The organism is Streptomyces sp. Ru62 (assembly GCF_002920615.1).
Taxonomy (GTDB): domain Bacteria; phylum Actinomycetota; class Actinomycetes; order Streptomycetales; family Streptomycetaceae; genus Streptomyces.
Genome location: NZ_PQSU01000019.1, coordinates 31,567 through 49,111 on the forward strand (window position 1 = coordinate 31,567; position 17,545 = coordinate 49,111).

At 71.1% G+C, this 17,545-nt stretch carries 10 protein-coding genes; 7 read left to right on the forward strand and 3 right to left on the reverse strand.

What is annotated here, in order from left to right:
• Position 1: 1 nt before the first annotated feature.
• The gene (locus C3492_RS25345) at positions 2 to 928 is read right to left on the reverse strand and encodes a carbohydrate ABC transporter permease (protein WP_103814348.1); all 927 of its coding nucleotides are present in this window, start codon (positions 926 to 928) and stop codon (positions 2 to 4) included.
• A 29-nt stretch (positions 929 to 957) separates the two neighbouring features.
• Positions 958 to 2,403, reverse strand: coding sequence for an N-acetylglucosamine/diacetylchitobiose ABC transporter substrate-binding protein (gene ngcE, locus C3492_RS25350; RefSeq protein WP_103814349.1), 1,446 nt, complete (start codon positions 2,401 to 2,403; stop codon positions 958 to 960).
• 341 nt (positions 2,404 to 2,744) lie between these two features.
• Here ngcE and C3492_RS25355 point away from each other — a divergent pair, with 341 nt between their 5' ends.
• On the forward strand, positions 2,745 to 6,548 hold the full coding sequence (locus tag C3492_RS25355; protein WP_258055878.1) for a GH92 family glycosyl hydrolase: 3,804 nt from the start codon (positions 2,745 to 2,747) through the stop codon (positions 6,546 to 6,548).
• Between the two features lie 28 nt (positions 6,549 to 6,576).
• On the forward strand, positions 6,577 to 6,951 hold the full coding sequence (locus C3492_RS25360; protein WP_146075711.1) for a hypothetical protein: 375 nt from the start codon (positions 6,577 to 6,579) through the stop codon (positions 6,949 to 6,951).
• Between the two features lie 62 nt (positions 6,952 to 7,013).
• Here the strand turns inward: C3492_RS25360 and C3492_RS25365 are convergent, their stop codons facing one another.
• On the reverse strand, positions 7,014 to 10,283 hold the full coding sequence (locus C3492_RS25365; RefSeq protein ID WP_103814353.1) for a GH92 family glycosyl hydrolase: 3,270 nt from the start codon (positions 10,281 to 10,283) through the stop codon (positions 7,014 to 7,016).
• Between the two features lie 773 nt (positions 10,284 to 11,056).
• On the opposite strand from C3492_RS25365, the gene C3492_RS25370 reads away from it, so the two are divergent.
• The 5 genes from C3492_RS25370 to C3492_RS25390 all read left to right on the forward strand — a co-directional run bounded on the left by C3492_RS25370 (position 11,057) and on the right by C3492_RS25390 (position 17,246).
• Complete coding sequence (locus tag C3492_RS25370; protein ID WP_103814355.1) at positions 11,057 to 11,455, forward strand: hypothetical protein; 399 nt, start codon at positions 11,057 to 11,059, stop codon at positions 11,453 to 11,455.
• 74 nt (positions 11,456 to 11,529) lie between these two features.
• On the forward strand, positions 11,530 to 11,901 hold the full coding sequence (locus C3492_RS25375; RefSeq protein ID WP_258055879.1) for a J domain-containing protein: 372 nt from the start codon (positions 11,530 to 11,532) through the stop codon (positions 11,899 to 11,901).
• A 35-nt stretch (positions 11,902 to 11,936) separates the two neighbouring features.
• Positions 11,937 to 13,820 (forward strand): molecular chaperone DnaK, encoded by a 1,884-nt coding sequence (gene dnaK / locus C3492_RS25380; RefSeq protein WP_103814359.1) that lies wholly within the window; start codon positions 11,937 to 11,939, stop codon positions 13,818 to 13,820.
• On the forward strand, positions 13,820 to 14,272 hold the full coding sequence (gene grpE / locus C3492_RS25385) for a nucleotide exchange factor GrpE (RefSeq protein ID WP_258055880.1): 453 nt from the start codon (positions 13,820 to 13,822) through the stop codon (positions 14,270 to 14,272). The genes dnaK and grpE overlap by 1 nt, the downstream gene beginning before the upstream one ends.
• A gap of 217 nt (positions 14,273 to 14,489) precedes the next feature.
• Positions 14,490 to 17,246: a SpoIIE family protein phosphatase gene (locus C3492_RS25390; RefSeq protein WP_258055881.1), complete on the forward strand. Its 2,757-nt coding sequence runs from the start codon at positions 14,490 to 14,492 to the stop codon at positions 17,244 to 17,246.
• Positions 17,247 to 17,545 lie beyond the last annotated feature (299 nt).

Consider the following 17,545-nt stretch of genomic DNA (forward strand, 5'->3'; position numbering starts at 1 on the left):
TTCAGTACTCCAGCCGCTCGCGACGGCCCAGCCTCATCACGATCGCCGCGAACGCGAGCGTGACGACGAGCAGGGCGACGCCGATGGTGGTGGCGTAGGCGGCCTGACCGTCCCGGAACGCCTTCTGGTACACGTACAGGACCATCACCGTGGTCGAGTAGTCGGGACCGCCCGGTCCGGTCGTCATGATCTGTACGACCGCGAACGACTCGGCGCCGAGGGCGAGGATGCCCATGTACACCCAGCCGGACTGCACGGTGTCCCACAGCAGCGGCAGGGTGACGCGGAAGAAGGTGGTGAAGCGGCTGGCGCCGTCCAGCAGCGCCGCCTCGTACAGCTCTGCCGGGATCGAGGCCATGCCCGCGGAGAACAGCACCACGAAGAAGCCGACCGTGGACCACACGAGCACCGCCATCACGCACCACAGGGCGAGGCTCGGATCGCCCAGCCACAGCGGCTGCACGCCGTCGAGGCCGATGCCGCGCAGGAGCGAGTTGATCGCGCCGCTGTCCGGGTTGTAGGCCAAGGCGAACAGCAGCGCGACGATCGCGATCGACAGCACCTGCGGGAAGAAATAGACGATCTTGTAGAAGGACGAGCCCCGGACCCCGGAGATCACGGGGCCGCCCCTTCTGCGCCGTCCGCCCACGTTGATCATGAAAGCGAGGAACAGCGCGAGACCGATCGTCACCACCGGCAGCACCAGAGCGAACAGCAGGCTGTGCTGTAGCGACTTCCAGAAGATGTCGTCGTCGAGCATCCTCTTGTAGTTGTCGAAGCCGACCATTTCGAATTCGGGGCTGAGGCCCGTCCAGTCCGTGAACGAGTAGTAGATGGACTGGATGAACGGCCACACCACGAAGAGCGCGTACAGTCCGAGGGGCAGTGCCAGAAACCCCACGATGAACCGGTACTTGCCGTGCTGCATCGCCACTCCGGTGCTGTCAGGGTGCTGGATTACTGGTGCTTGTAGTGCTTGATGGAGGTGTCCTTGGCAGCCTCGTCGGCAAAGCCCTGGATCTTCTTGATGGCCTCGGCCGGGGTGAGCCGTCCGGCCATCATCTCGCCGAGACCGGCCACACCGATCTTCTCCTTCTGCAACTGCACGTACCAGTCCTGCAGACGCGGATTCATCACGTTGGACCCCGCCTTGTCCAGCGCCGCCACGCCCGACTTCAGACCCGGCGTGAGGCTGATGCCGCTGGTGCCTCCGTTGTACGCGGTCAGCGACTTCACCTTGGCGGTGAAGTTCTTCGAGGACGCCTCGGAGAGCAGGATGCGCAGCTGCTCCATGCCGCCCTCGGCGTTCTTCGCCTTGGCCGGCACGATGAAGGGCTCACCGCCGGAGGCCCAGATGGTGCCGAACGGCAGCTTGTCGGAGGAGTCCAGGCCGCTGGGCGCGGACACGGCGAGGTCGAAGTCGGCCGGGATGACGTTGGCCGACTCGTTCTCCACCCAGGAGCCGTTCGGGATGAACAGCGCCTCGCCCTTGGCCCAGGCGGTCTGGGACTGGATGTGGTCCAGACCCGGGGTGCCCTTGAGGACGTAGCCCTTCTTGTAGAGCTCGTAGTAGGCCTCGAAGCAGGCCTTGACCGCGGGGTGCTTCCAGGCGTTCGGCTCCAGGTTGTCGATGGCGTCGAGGACCTCGCGGCCGCCCACCTTGCCGATCATCGGGTAGAGCGAGAAGGGGATGTAGTACGGGTACTTGCCCGCGTACGTCCAGCCCGCCATGCCCTTCTTCTTGGCCTTCTCGCAGACCGCCAGCATCTCGTCCCAGGTCTGCGGGTATTCCGCGTCCAGCGAGTCCAGGGCCTTCTGCGAGTACCAGACGCCGTAGACCGTGTAGGCGTAGTACAGGACCCAGACCGGCTTGCCGTCGAACTGGCCCATCTCGACGATGCCGGGGCGCAGTGTGTCGCGGACCTTCTTGGCCGGGTCGTCGTACGACGGCGCGTCCAGCAGCGGGGTGAGGTCCGCCAGCTGGTTCTTGCCGACGAGCACCCCCATGTCCATCTGCTCGGCCCCGGAGTTGTCGATGAGGTCCGGCGGGTTGCCCTGGTTGAAGCGGGGCTGCAGGGTGGACTGGATCTTCTGGGTGGCGGCGAACTTCACCTTGGCCTTGGGGAAGTCCTTCCCGTAGACCTTCACCGCGTCCTCGGCGTATTCCTTGCCGAAGCCGCCGTCGAAGAGGACGAACTCCATGCCCGCGGTGTCGTTGACGCCGAGGGGGTTCTTCGCGGTCTTCTTGCCCGCCTTCGCCTTGTCCTGTCCGTCACCGCCCCCGCTGGCACAGGCGGACAACAGGCCCATTCCCGGTGCCGCGACCAGGCCGAGCGCCGCGGAACGCTTGATCAGATCGCGACGGCCTACACCTTCGACGCCGTGGTGCACAGTGGATCCCATGCTCAAGTCCTCGCCTTCTCCAGGACTCAGGCGGTGAACCGGATCCTCCCCGGCACCGCTGTCGGGTAGTGCTGGGTCGTGCTGGAAACGCCGACAGGTATAGTCCACTTCCCGCCAACTGAGCAAGATCGAATGCAGGGTTCGCGTTGGGTCTTTTCCGAGTTGAGACCTCGCGGAAATATGAAGGCCCGCGGAAGGGCCCGCCGGAAAAAGTCGCGACATAACTCCCTGAATGCCGCAGCCAACACCCTTGACATCACGGGCCACTTGACCACCTACTGGTTCCTGCGCCCCGCAGCTGACAACGTTGTCCGAGGGGGCGCAGGAGGGGAAATCGGTAGATGCAGCGGAGAACGCGGCACAGATGGGGTCCGGCGGTCGTCCTCACGGCCGCCTTTGTCATGGCCGTCGGCGCGCAGGGCGCGGCGGTCGCCCTGCCCGCCAAGGCTCCGGCGCCCGACCGGGAGTTCGCATCCTCGTTCGAGGCGGGCGACCCGGCGCCGGACTGGCTGAACACCGTCGACACCGGACGGGACGGCACCAAGCGCGCCTCGGGCGTCGACGGCGGCTACAGCACGGGCATCCCGGGCAATGTCACCGACCATGTCACCGAGGTCCGGGCCAGCGGCGAGAACACGGGCGCCGGCGAGGTCAAGGAGAACCTCGTCGACGGTGAGCCCGGCACCAAGTGGCTGACCTTCGAGCCCACCGGCTGGGTGGAGTTCGACCTGGACAAGCCCGTGAAGATAACGACGTACGCGCTCACCTCGGCCAATGACTTCGGCGAGCGCGACCCCGCGGACTGGACCCTGAAGGGCTCCACCGACGGCAAGGACTGGAAGACGCTCGACACCCGCTCGGGCGAGAACTTCGCCGAGCGGTTCCAGACGAAGTCGTACGACCTCGCCGAGCCGGCCGAGTACCAGCACTTCCGGCTGGAGGTGACGAAGAACGCCGGCGCCCCGGACATCCTCCAGCTCGCCGACGTGCAGTTCTCCACCGGCAGCGGAGGCGGTCCGGTCCCGCAGGACATGCTGACCCTGGTCGACAAGGGCCCGAGCGGCTCCCCGACCGCCAAGGCGCGCGCCGGGTTCACCGGAAAGCGTGCCCTGCGCTACGCCGGCCGGCACACGGCGGCCGGCCGGGCCTACTCGTACAACAAGGTCTTCGACGTGAACGTCAAGGTCGGCGGCGACACCCAGCTGTCGTACCGCGTCTTCCCGTCGATGGCCGACGGCGACCGCGACTACGACGCCACGAACGTCTCCGTCGACCTCGCCTTCACCGACGGCACCTATCTGAGCGGCCTGGGCGCGCTGGACAGCCACGGCTTCCCGCTCACCCCGCGCGGGCAGGGCGCGTCGAAGGCCCTGTACGTCAACCAGTGGAACAACGTGGCCGCGCGGATCGGCTCGGTCGCGGCCGGCAAGACCGTCGACCGCATCCTGGTGGCGTACGACTCCCCCGACGGCCCGGCGAAGTTCCGCGGCTGGCTGGACGACGTGACCCTGAAGCCGGTGGCGCCCGAGAAGCCGAAGGCGCATCTGTCGGACTACGCGCTGACCACCCGCGGCACCAACTCCAGCGGCAGCTTCTCGCGCGGCAACAACTTCCCGGCGACGGCCCTGCCGCACGGCTTCAACTTCTGGACCCCGGTGACCAACGCGTCCTCGCTGAGCTGGCTGTACGAGTACGCGCGGGCGAACAACGCGGACAACCTGCCGACGATCCAGGCGTTCAGCGCGAGCCATGAGCCGAGCCCGTGGATGGGCGACCGGCAGACCTTCCAGCTGATGCCGTCGGCCGCGTCCGGCACCCCGGACACCGGCCGCGAGGCGCGGGAGCTGCCCTTCCGGCACGAGAACGAGACCGCGCGGCCGTACTACTACGGCGTCCGGTTCGAGAACGGCCTCAAGGCCGAGATGGCCCCGACCGACCACGCGGCCGCCCTCCGCTTCACGTATCCCGGCGACGACGCGAGCGTGGTGTTCGACAACGTCACCGAGCAGGCCGGTCTCACGCTCGACAAGGAGCACGGGACCGTCACCGGCTACTCGGACGTGAAGTCGGGCCTGTCGACGGGTGCGACCCGGCTGTTCGTGTACGGCGAGTTCGACAAGCCGGTCACCGACGGCGGCTCCAGCGGGGTGAAGGGCTTCCTGCGCTTCGACGCGGGCGCCGACCGCACCGTGACCCTGCGCCTGGCGACCTCGCTCATCAGCGTGGACCAGGCGAAGGACAACCTGCGCCAGGAGATCCCGGACGGCGCCTCCTTCGACACGGTCAAGGACCACGCCCGGCAGGTCTGGGACAAGTTGCTCGGCAAGGTCGAGGTGGAGGGTGCGACCCCGGACCAGCTCACCACGCTGTACTCCGGCATGTACCGGCTGTACCTGTACCCCAACTCGGGCTTCGAGCGGGTCGACGGCAAGGACCGGTACGCCTCGCCGTTCTCCGCCATGCCGGGCCCGGACACCCCGACGCACACCGGCGCGAAGATCGTCGATGGCAAGGTGTACGTCAACAACGGCTTCTGGGACACCTACCGGACCACCTGGCCGGCGTACTCGTTCCTCACGCCGTCCCAGGCCGGCGAGATGGTCGACGGGTTCGTGCAGCAGTACAAGGACGGCGGCTGGACCTCCCGCTGGTCCTCCCCCGGCTACGCCGACCTGATGACCGGTACCTCCTCGGACGTGGCGTTCGCCGACGCCTACGTCAAGGGCGTGAAGTTCGACGCGAAGGCGGCGTACGACGCGGCCGTGAAGAACGCGACCGTCGTCCCGCCGATGTCGGGCGTGGGCCGCAAGGGCATGTCCACCTCGCCCTTCCTCGGCTACACCTCGACCGACACGCACGAGGGCCTGTCGTGGGCGATGGAGGGCTACGTCAACGACTACGGCATCGCGAAGATGGGCGAGGCGCTCTACAAGAAGACCGGCGAGAAGCGCTACAAGGAGGAATCGGAGTACTTCCTCAACCGGGCCCGCGACTACGTGAACCTGTTCGACGCCAAGGCCGGCTTCTTCCAGGGCCGCGACGACAAGGGCGACTGGCGCGTGGACTCCGCGAAGTACGACCCGCGCGTGTGGGGTTACGACTACACGGAGACCAACGGCTGGGGCTACGCCTTCACCGCCCCGCAGGACAGCCGGGGCCTGGCCAACCTGTACGGCGGCCGGCAGGGCCTGGCCGACAAGCTGGACGAGTACTTCGCCACCCCGGAGACGGCCTCCCCCGACCACGTCGGCTCCTACGGCGGTGTCATCCACGAGATGACCGAGGCGCGGGACGTCCGGATGGGCATGTACGGCCACTCCAACCAGGTCGCCCACCACGTCATCTACATGTACGACGCGGCCGGGCAGCCGTGGAAGGCGCAGGCGTACGTCCGCGAGGCGCTGTCCCGGCTCTACACCGGCAGCGAGATCGGGCAGGGCTACCACGGCGACGAGGACAACGGCGAGCAGTCGGCCTGGTACCTCTTCTCCGCCCTCGGTTTCTACCCGCTCGTGATGGGCAGCGGCGAGTACTCCATCGGCTCCCCGCTGTTCAAGAAGGTCACCGTGCACCTGGAGAACGGCCGGGACCTGGTGGTGCGGGCGCCGGGGAACAGCGCGAAGAACGTCTACGTCCAGGGCGTCATGTTCAACGGCCGCCCCTGGAAGTCGACCTCGCTCCCGCACTCGCTGCTGTCCAAGGGCGGTGTGCTGGACTTCTTCATGGGCTCCAAGCCGTCGGCGTGGGGCACCGGGAAGGACGCGGCGCCGGTCTCGGTCACCCAGGACGACAAGGTGCCGACGCCCCGCGCGGACGTGCTGAAGGGTGACGGCCCGCTCTTCGACGACACCTCGGCGACGAGCGCGACGCTCACCTCGGCGGACCTTCCGGCCGAGGACGGTGCACGGCCGGTCCAGTACACGCTGACCTCGGGAGCCGACCGCACCAAGGCACCGACCGGCTGGACCCTGGAGGGCTCCACCGACGGCACGACCTGGCGGACCCTGGACCACCGCTCCGGGGAGACGTTCACCTGGGACCGCCAGACCCGCGCCTTCACCATCGCCGAACCGGGCACCTACACCAAGTACCGCCTGGTCCTGGACGGCGAGTCGACCCTGGCGGAGGTGGAACTGCTGGGCTGACCGGCCGGGTGTGTGCGACAGTCGGCCCATGGAAGAGGTGCTCGCCGTTCACCGGCTCCTCGCCCAGTGGGCCGGCTTCGTCGCGGGCGTGGAGGACGGCTACTGCTGGTGCGCGCCGGAGTACCACAACGACATGGCGTGCCGTGACGGTCTGGCAGAGGTGTGGTCCGCGTTGCCCGCGGAGCCGGCCGCCGCGCTGCGCCCGGTACTCGACCGCTGGGACGCCCGGTTCCGCGCCGCCACCGTCCCGTGGCCGGGCCACGAGGAGGACGTCCGATGGTGGCGCGGGCGCATCCCGCGGCTGCTGGAGGCGGAGCCCGGCGAGCCGCTGTCCCGGGGCTGGCCTCACGGCTGGGACATGATGCCGTTCCCACGGCCGGACGGCGTGCGCGTCGAGCGATGAGGAAGCGGCCCGCACCCGGATCCCGGGTGGGGGCCGCTTCGGTGTGCCTCGGTGTGCGGGGGTCAGCCCGTGGCGAGGGTGAAGACGTGCAGGTCCGTGTTGCGCGGGAGCGTGACGGACTTGATCTGCTTGCCCGCCGGGGCCCGGTACGGCTTGGTGGCGAAGACGTACGTCGCCACCGGGTCCTTGTCCGCGCCGGCGACGTTGCGGTACGCGGTCTTGGCGACGACCTCGTTGCCGTACTGGACGGAGCCGCCACCGCCGCCCACGGTCCAGTCGGTGAAGGACAGGTCGACGGTGTCGGTGGTGCCGTCGGTGTAGGTGACGGTCGCCTTCGTCTGCTGGTTGCCGTTGACGGCGCTGCCGATGAAGGACAGGGCGCCCGCCGGGCTCGCGAGCTGGACGGTCTGGCCGGACGCCGAGGCGTTGTCGGGGCGGCCGGCGGGCGAGGCGGGCCAGGTGAAGGCGAGACCGCCGACCGTGCCCTGCTTGCCCGGGGCCAGGCCGGCCGCCGCGAGGGCCTGCCGGGAGTAGCTCCAGCCTCCGCCGTCGTAGTCGGCCTCGTCGTGGTCGCCGTCGTCGTCGGAGACGCCGGTGCTGTTGTAGGCGGCGAGGAGGGTGCCCGGGGCGGCCACGGTGAGCGCCACCGGCTGCTCGTAGGAGGAGTCGCCCGAGGTCACCGTGACCCGGACGTCGGCGAAGCCCTGTTCGGCGTCCCGGGCCGCCGTGAGCGTGATCTCCTGGGCGCCGTCGGTGACCGTGCCCGCGGCGGGCGTGGCCGTCACCCCGGCCGGGGTCTCCACCCGGAAGCGCACTTCGGGACCGGTGCCGCCGGTCAGCGACAGCGCGCGGATGCCGATCTTCGTGCTGTCACCGGGGGCGAGGGTGGCCGTGGTGGGGCCGACGCCGATCTGGTACGGCTGCTCGCCCTCCCGGAAGGACGGCGGCGGGCTGCTCGCGCCCCACTCGCGGTCCGGGGTGGCGGACAGGGTGTAGTCGAGCCGGCCGCCGTCGCGGACGAAGGACGCGGGCAGCCAGGGCCGGTCGCTGCCGCGGCCGTTCACCTTCAGGGACCGGACGTACGGCGCGTCGGCCGCCGCTCCGGTGGCGTGGACGGAGATGTCGTTGCCGTGCGGCCGGTCGATCTCGATCCGCTCGAACAGCGGTGAGGCGAGGACCAGTTCGGCGCGGGACGGCACCTGCGGGTACATGCCGAGGGCGGAGAAGACGTACCAGGCGGACATCGCGCCGAGGTCGTCGTTGCCCGGGATGCCGCCGGGTTCGGTGGACCACAGCTGCCGCATCGCCGCGCGGACGGTCTCCTGCGTCTTGTAGGGGGCGCCGGCGTAGTCGTACAGGTAGGGGACGTTGATCGACGGCTCGTTGTCCAGTTCCGACTTGGTGCCGCCGTTGCCGGTGAAGGCCCAGCCGCCGTCGGCGTCGTGGAAGAAGTCGTCCAGCCGGGCGAGCGCCGCCTCCCGGCCGCCCAGCGCGGCGAAGAGGCCCGCCGGGTCGTGCGGGACCATCCAGGTGTACTGGGCGGCCGTGCCCTCGACGAAGCCGTTGCCGGTGTCCGGGGTGAAGCCGGTGACCCAGCTGCCGTCGGCCTTGCGGTTGGCGATGTAGCCGCCGTCCGGCGCGGCGGCGATGTTGAAGTTGTTCTGCCACCACTGGGCGCGGTGGGCGAAGGTGTCCGCCGTGTCCTTCTCCCCCGCCGCGCGGGCGAGTTGGGAGATCGCGAAGTCCGCGGTGGACATCTCCAGGGTCTCGGCGGCCCCGCCCCAGGCGTTGGACACGCTCGGCATGTAGTGCAGTTTGAGGTACTTGTCGAGGGAGGGGCGCTGGCCCGCCGACAGCACGGGCTTGCCGGCCGGGGACAGGTCCTGCGGTGTGGGGACGGTCGCCGCCCGCACGAGGGACGTCAGGGCGCCCTTGAGGTCGAAGTCCGTGCCGCCGCAGGCGCGGATGCCGGCGAGCGCGGCCGGCGAGGGGTCGCCGTTCATGACGTGGGTGCCGCTCGCGCCGTGCAGCCAGCGGTCCCAGACGCCGCCGTTCTGCCGGGCCAGCTCGTACAGGGACTGCGCGATGTCCGAGCCCGTGCGCGGGTCGAGCAGCGTCAGCAACTGGACCTGGTCGCGGTAGACGTCCCAGCCGGAGAAGGTGCCGTACTGGGCGTGCCGGCGACGGTCGACCCTGTGCACGCGGCCGTCGGCGCCCCGGTACCTGCCGTCGGCGTCGCTGATGACGTTGGGGTGCAGCAGCGCGTGGTAGAGCGCGGTGTAGAAGGTGGTGCGCTCGGTGTCCGTGCCGCCCCCGATCCGGACGGCGCCCAGCCGCTCCCGCCAGGCGCGCCGGGCCGCTTCCCGGACGGTGTCGAAGGACCGCCCCGGCGGGTTCTCGGCGGCCAGGTTGGCCTCGGCGGCCTCCCGGCTGACGTAGGAGATGCCGACCTTGACGTTGACCGGGCCGTCGCCGGGCGCGAACCGCACGTACCCGCCCGCGCCCTTCCCGGCGACCGGCCGCCCGCCGTGCGAGAAGCCGCCGGTGCCGCCGGACGCCTCGCGGGAGCCGGGGTCCAGCCGGTCGTCGTGCCAGGTGCCGACGGCCTGGAAGGCGCGGTCGAAGCGGGCGGTGAAGTAGAGGGTGTAGTAGGCGCGCTGGCCCTCGGGGTCGAGGTAGCCGCAGAAGTTCCCGGAGGTGACCGAGCCGGAGATGGTGCGGGTGTCCGGGTCGATCGTGACCGTCGAGTCCTCCGAGCCCACCTCGGAGTTGGCGGTGCGCACGAGCAGGGAGGCGGGCTTGCCTGCCGGGTAGGTGAAGCGGGCCGAGCCGGTGCGCGCGGTGGCGGTGAGGTCGGCGGTGACGCCGGAGGCGAGGCCGACCTTGTAGTGGCCGGGCTCGGCGGTCTCGTCCGCGTGGCGGAAGTCCGAGGCGTAGACGGCGTCCTTGGTGTCGCTCGCCGGGGAGGAGGTGACCTCGCCGGCGTAGGGGAAGAACGGGATGTCCCCGCTGCCGCCGGCGCAGCCGGTGCCGGACATGTGGGTGAGGCTGAAGCCGCGGATGCGGGTGGCGTCGTACTGGTAGCCGCCGGGGGCGGCGGTTCTCGTGGCGTCGCCGCGCGTGTTCTCCGGGCTGAAGGAGAGCATGCCGAAGGGCACGACGGCGCCCGGGAAGACGTCGCCGCCGTTCTTCGTCCCGATCAGCGGATCGACGTACGGGGTCGGGTCCTTGACCAGACCGGGGGGCGCGGCGGTCTCCGCCAGGGCGGGAGTTGCGGGGCCGGCGGTCGCGAGGAGCGCGGCCAGCAGCAGGGAAGCGGGTCTGAAACGCATGACGCGGCCCTTCCTCCTAACGGACGGGTCGCGCACCACAGGTCGCACAAGCCGCAGGGACAGTAACGTGCGCCACCGGTACCACGGAAGACCGCGTGCGCGCCGGGAGGCGCACGCCCTCGTCACCCGGCCGGGCCGGCCAAGTGGCTTGACATCGTTGTCCGTTCAGGGGGTAGAGTCATGTGCACGACGATTGACAACGATGTCGCCTCCATTCGCCGCACAAGCCACGCGGTTCCAGGCCATTTCCCTCCGGACAGGCAGTCCACCCCCCTCGCCTGCCCGGCTCGCGGACCCGGTGCGACGCCACCGGGTCCGCCCAGAGCGACCCGGCCGGGCGGAAGGGGTTCCATCGGCTGAGTACGACCCGCGCCCCGTGCCGCACCGCTGCACAGCAGCATCGAGGAGACCGCCGCCGGCGGAGCCGTGATCAAGTCGACGGTCCGGCGTCGTGATCGCCGCGCGGTTCGACGCCTCCGTCGTGCGCGGGGGCCCTCACCCGGCCGTCCGGCCCTGTGGGGGGAACGGGCCCGGCGGGTGCCGTCCCGGCCGGCGGGATCCAGCCCGAGGTCGACGCCGAGCAAGACACGCCGGAGCAAGACACACTGACCCGTTCGGTCCGCCGGGCGCCCGCAGCGACGAGCCCGAGGCGGATGAGCCGGCCCGCGCCCGGGCCGCCGGGACCGGCGGCCTCTCCCCCACCTCGGACAGCGACCCGGAACGGGGAACACGACCGGGAGGAAAGTCGGAGTTCCACTGTCGGGAGGTCTTCCGTGGCACGGCTGCTGATCGACGGCGACGACCTCGTGGTGCGGCTGTCCTGGCGCGAGCGGTTCCGGGCGCGCCGCCGGGAGGTCCGGCTGCCGGACGCGGTGATCAAGGACGCGTGGATCGAGCCCGACTGGTGGCGCGCGCTGCGCGGGGTGCCGGAGCGCGGCCTGCGACGGCCCGCCCGCCCTCTGGGCGAGTGGCGGCATCCGCGCGGACGGGACTTCGTCGCGCTGCGCAGTGGGTACCCGTCCGTTCTCGTCGACCTGTGGCCCGTTCCCTCCACCGCACCCCTCTCACGGGTCGCGGTCTCGGTGCCGCCCGAGGAGGCCGGCGAGCTGCTCGGGACGCTGCGGCGACGGAGGGTGCCGGAGCGGCCGGCCCCGGCGACCGGTCTCACTTGACACCAGTCCACTCAAGTTTTATTCCGATTGATAGGCAATTCGGTTCGAACGCGCAGCTCGCGGTGGGTGAGGAGGTGACCCGCACGGTGGAGCCGGACCTGTACGCGGTGCTCGGTGTGGCGCGCTCCGCCACGGCCGAGGTGATCACCTCCGCCTTCCGCCGCAGGGCGTGGGAACTACGGCCGGACACACGGGTGGACGCGGTCACCGCGGCCCGGTTCGACGAGGTGCGCACGGCGTACGAGACGCTCCGGGACCCGGTGCGGCGCGCGGCCTACGACCGGGCGTACGACCGCTCGTCCCGGCGGCGGCACCACGCCCCGTCCGGCGCCGCCGCGGCGGGCCCGCTGTCCCGCCTCCGGTACCTCTTCGTGCCGGGCGGCACGGCTCCGGAGCCGCCGCTGCGCGCGGGACCGGTGCACTGGGAACCCGGTGAGCGGCCGTAGGGCACACGGGCCGACGAGGAAGAGGGAGCACGCAGATGGCGCGTCCGGTCGGAATCGATCTCGGTACGACGAACTCGGTGGTCTCCGTCCTGGAGGGCGGCGAGCCCACCGTCATCACCAACACGGAGGGCGCTCGGACCACTCCGTCGGTCGTCGCGTTCGCCAAGAACGGCGAGGTGCTGGTCGGCGAGGTCGCCAAGCGGCAGGCCGTGACGAACGTGGAGCGCACCGCGCGCTCGGTCAAGCGGCACATGGGGGACCACGCGTGGCGGTTCCCCGACCAGGGGGACGTCGACGGCAAGCGGTACACCGCGCAGGAGATCTCCGCGCGCGTGCTGCAGAAGCTGAAGCGGGACGCGGAGGCGTACCTCGGCGAGGACGTCACCGACGCGGTGATCACCGTGCCCGCGTACTTCGACGACGCCCAGCGGCAGGCCACCAAGGAGGCGGGTGAGATCGCGGGCCTGAACGTCCTGCGGATCATCAACGAGCCGACGGCGGCGGCGCTGGCGTACGGGCTGGACAAGGGAAACGAGCAGACGGTCCTCGTGTTCGACCTCGGCGGCGGCACCTTCGACGTGTCGCTGCTGGAGATGGGCGAGGGCGTCATCGAGGTGAAGGCCACCAACGGCGACACGCGCCTCGGTGGCGACGACTGGGACCAGCGGGTCGTGGACCACCTGGTCACGCAGTTCAGGAACAACTACGGCGTCGACCTGGCCAAGGACAAGATGGCCGTGCAGCGGCTGCGGGAGGCGGCGGAGCGGGCGAAGATCGAGCTGTCGTCGTCCAGCGAGACCTCGATCAACCTGCCGTACATCACCGCGTCCGCCGAGGGCCCGCTGCACCTGGACGAGAAGCTGACGCGCGCGCAGTTCCAGCAGCTCACCGCGGATCTGCTGGAGCGCTGCAAGGCGCCGTTCCACAACGCGATCAAGGACGCCGGGATCAAGGTGTCCGACATCGACCACGTGGTGCTGGTGGGCGGTTCGACGCGGATGCCGGCCGTCACGGAGCTGGTGAAGGAGCTGACCGGCAAGGAGCCGCACAAGGGCGTGAACCCGGACGAGGTGGTGGCCGTAGGCGCCAGCCTCCAGGCCGGTGTGCTCAAGGGCGAGGTCAAGGACGTCCTGCTGCTCGACGTCACGCCGCTGTCCCTCGGCATCGAGACCAAGGGCGGCATCATGACCAAGCTCATCGAGCGCAACACGACGATCCCGACCCGGCGCGCGGAGATCTTCACGACGGCCGAGGACAACCAGGCCTCGGTGACCGTGCAGGTCTACCAGGGCGAGCGGGAGATCGCCGCGTACAACAAGAAGCTCGGCATGTTCGAGCTGACCGGCATCGCGCCCGCTCCGCGCGGGGTGCCGCAGATCGAGGTGGCGTTCGACATCGACGCCAACGGCATCATGCACGTCTCGGCGAAGGACCTCGGTACCGGCAAGGAGCAGAAGATGACGGTGACCGGCGGTTCGGCGCTGCCCCGCGACGACATCGACCGGATGGTCCGGGAGGCGGAGCAGTACGCGGAGGAGGACCACAAGCGGCGGGAGGCCGCTGAGACGCGGAACCAGGCCGAGCAGCTCGTCTACTCCACCGAGAAGCTGATCAGGGAGAACGGTGACAAGATCCCGGCCGACGCGAAGTCCGAGACGGAGACGGCGCTGGCCGAGCTGAAGGAGAAGCTGAAGTCGGAGGACACGGCGGCGATCCGGCAGGCCCTGGACCGTGCCGCGCAGGCCGCGCAGAAGATCGGTACGGCGTTGTACGAGCGGGCGCGGACCGAGCAGGCCGGGCAGACCGGTCAGCCGGGCCAGACGGGCCAGACCGGAGCCGGCGGTACGGCGGGCTCCGGCGGGGACGACGAGGTGGTGGACGCCGAGATCGTCGACGACGACAAGCCGGAGGCGGGCTGATGATGGACGGGGCGCGGACGCCAAGCTCGGACGAGGCGGAACGCCTGCTGCGGGAGCGCACCGCCGATCTCCAGCGGGTGAAGGCGGAGTACGACAACTACCGCAAGCGGGTGCGGCGGGACCGCATGGCCGTGCGGGAGATCGCCGTCGCCAACGTGCTGACGGCCCTGCTCCCGGTGGTGGACGCCGTGGACCGGGCGTGCGCGCACGAGCCGCTGACCCCGGGCCTGAAGGACATCGCCGACACGCTGCGCACCCAGCTGGGCTCGCTGGGGCTGCAGGCGTTCGGGGAGGAGGGCGAGCCGTTCGACCCGGCGTGCCACGAGGCGATCGTGCACCGTACGGCGCCGGGCGCGCAACGGCTGGTCTGCGCGGAGATCCTGCGCCCCGGCTACCGCATCGGCGACCGCCTCCTGCGCCCCGCCCACGTGACCGTGACCGGACCGCCGTGACCCTGGGGGCGGGGCGGGGTGGTCCGGACGCGGGGGCTTCGCGGGGCCCGGAAGCGCGGGTGCCGGCCGGGCCTGGAGCGGGAGCCGGACGGTGGGCCGGGGACCTGCCGCACGTCCCTCGCCCGTGGACCCGCTACGGCCGACAGGCCGGAGGTCCCGTGTCCATCCCGTGGACGGACCATAGCCACCCGGCGGAATGCGGTGCTACAAATGCCGCATGTCGGACGAGTATGTCCGACACAGGCGCCCTTCCCGGCGCCCTGTGATCGGCAAGAGCCCCCGCAGCGTCGCCGGACAGGTCTTCCTGCTCCAGGTGGCGCTGGTGGTGCTGCTCGTGCTCTGCGCCGTCGTCGCGCTCCTCCTGCAGTCGAAGCGGGACACCAGCACGGAGGCCAGGCGTCGGTCCATAGCCGTCGCGCAGACCTTCGCCCACGCCCCGGGCCTGCTGCGCGCCCTGGAGAGCCCCGACCCGTCCCGTGTCCTCCAGCCGCTGACCGAGGCGGGGCGCAGATCGGCGGGCGTGGACTTCATCGTGGTCATGGACACCCACGGCACCCGCTACACCCACCCCATACCCAGCAAGATCGGCGAGCGGTTCGTCGGCACCATCGGGCCGTCGCTGGCCGGGAAGGTCTACACCGAGAGCGTCCACGGCCCGCTGGGCCACGAGGTACAGGCCACCGTGCCCGTGGACGACAGCCACGGGAAGGTGGTCGCTCTCGTCTCCGCCGGACTGAAGGTCAAGAACGTCACCAGCGAACTGCACCGGCAGCTTCCGATCATCCTCGCGGCCGGGGGCGGCGCGCTCGTGGTGTCGACCGGCGGCACGGCCCTGGTGGGCCGCAGGCTGCGGCGGCAGACCCACGGCCTGGGCCCGGACGAGATGACTCGCATGTACGAGCACCACGACGCGGTCCTGCACTCGGTGCGGGAGGGCGTCCTCATCATCGGTGCCGACGGCCGGCTGCTGCTCGCCAACGACGAGGCCCGGCGCCTGCTGGAACTGCCCCCCGACGCCGAGGGGCGCACGGCGCGGGAGCTGCCGGAACTGGACCCGGCGACGGTGGAGCTGCTCGCCTCCGGGCGCGAGGCAAGCGACGAGGTGCACTTCGCCAAGGGGCGTCTGCTGGCGGTCAACCAGCGGCCCACGGAGTACGCGGGCGGTCCCCAGGGCACCGTCGTGACGCTCCGCGACTCCACCGAGCTCCAGGCGGTGTCCGGCCGTGCCGAGGCCGCCCGCGAGCGGCTGGAGCTGCTGTACGACGCCGGGCTGTGCATCGGCAGCACCCTGGACGTGGTCCGCACGGCCGACGAACTGGCGCGGGTCGCCGTACCCCGGTTCGCCGACTTCGTCACCGTCGACCTGGCCGACGCCGTCCTGCACGGCGAGGAACCGGCGCCGACGGCGCAGGACATCCGCCGGGTCGCCATGAACGGCATCGAGGACGACCACCCCCTGTACGAGCTGGGCCGGCTGATCGACTTCCTGCCCTCCACCCCGCAGGCACGCGGCTACGGCGCCGGACACCCCGAGCTGGTGACCGACCTGTCGAAGGCCGAGGGCTGGAAGGCACAGGACCCCGAGCGGACCCGACGGATCCTGGACTACGGCATCCACTCGCTCATCGCCGCTCCCATCCGGGCGCGCGGTGTCGTCCTGGGCATGGCCAACTTCTGGCGGTCCAAGCGGGAGCCCTTCGACGCGGAGGAGCTGGCCCTGGCGGAGGAGCTGGTGACCCGGGCCGCGGTCAGCATCGACAACGCCCGCCGGTACACCCGCGAGCACGCCCTCGCGGTCACCCTGCAGCGCAGTCTGCTGCCCCGGGCCCTGCCCGAGCAGAGCGCCCTCGACGTCGGCTACCGCTATCTGCCCGCGCAGTCCGGGGTGAGCGGGGACTGGTTCGACGTGATCCCGCTGCCGGGCGGCCGGGTGGCGCTGGCCGTCGGGGACGTGGTGGGGCACGGGCTGCACGCCGCCGCGACGATGGGCCGGCTGCGGACCGCGGTGCACAACTTCTCGACGCTCGACCTGCCGCCCGACGAGCTGCTCCAGCACGTGGACGACCTGGTCGGCCGCCTCGACCAGGACGAGCCCTGCCCGGACAAGTCCGACGAGATCGTCGGCGCCACCTGCCTGTACGCGATCTACGACCCGGTGACGCGCCGCTGCGTGATGGCCCGGGCCGGGCATCTCGCGCCCGCGCTGGTCGATCCCGACGGCAGCGTCACCTTCCCCGAGGTGCCGGCCGGGCCCCCGCTGGGCCTGGGCGGCCTGCCGTTCCAGACGGCCGAGCTGGAGCTGGCCGAGGGCAGCCAGCTCGTCCTGTACACCGACGGTCTGATCGAGGACCGCAGGCGCGACCTGGACGAGGGCATGGAGCTGCTGCGCCGGGCCCTGGCGGGTCACCCCGGCCGGTCGCCGGAGGAGAGCTGCCGGGCGGTGCTGGAGCAACTGCTGCCCGAGCGTCCCAGGGACGACGTCGCCCTGCTCATCGCGCGCACCCGGGCCCTGCCGGCCGACCGGGTCGCCGACTGGGACGTGCCGCGCGACCCGGCCGCCGTGTCGGGGATGCGCGGGGCGGTCTCGGCCAGGCTGGCCGAGTGGGGGCTGTCCGAGCTGGGCTTCGGGATGGAGCTGGTGCTGAGCGAGCTGATCACCAACGCCATCCGGTACGGCTCCGACCCGATCCATGTGCGGCTCATCCATGACCGCACGCTGATCTGCGAGGTGGCCGACGGCAGCAGCACCTCGCCGCATCTGCGGTACGCGGCGACGACCGACGAGGGGGGCCGGGGTCTGTTCTTGGTCTCGCAGCTGGCCGAGCGCTGGGGCACCCGGTACACGCCCCAGGGGAAGGTGATCTGGGCGGAGCTGGCGGCGCCGGATTCCACGCGGCTGCTCGCGGGCTTCGCGGACCTGGAAGACCTCGGGGACCTGGAAGACCTCGGGGACCTGGGGGACCTCGGGGACTGACGGCTCAGCCCGAGCCCCGCCGGGCACCCCCGAGACCGCACGGCCCGCCCCAGCCGCCCCCGCCCGGACGACCAAGGGTCCTGTAGGCGCCGACACGACCCGCCCGGACGCCGGTGACCGTCCCCGCCCGCCCCGGCCCCTGACGAGGCCCACGAGGGCGCGAGAGGGGCTGGCGCGGGCGGAAGCGGCGCCACGCCGTACCCCCGCGCCGAGGCCGCCACGGACACGGCGAAGGGCCGTGCCGTGACCTGGCGCACCGGCTCGGGTGAAGCGCCGCCGTACCCCCGGCGGGGAGCCGT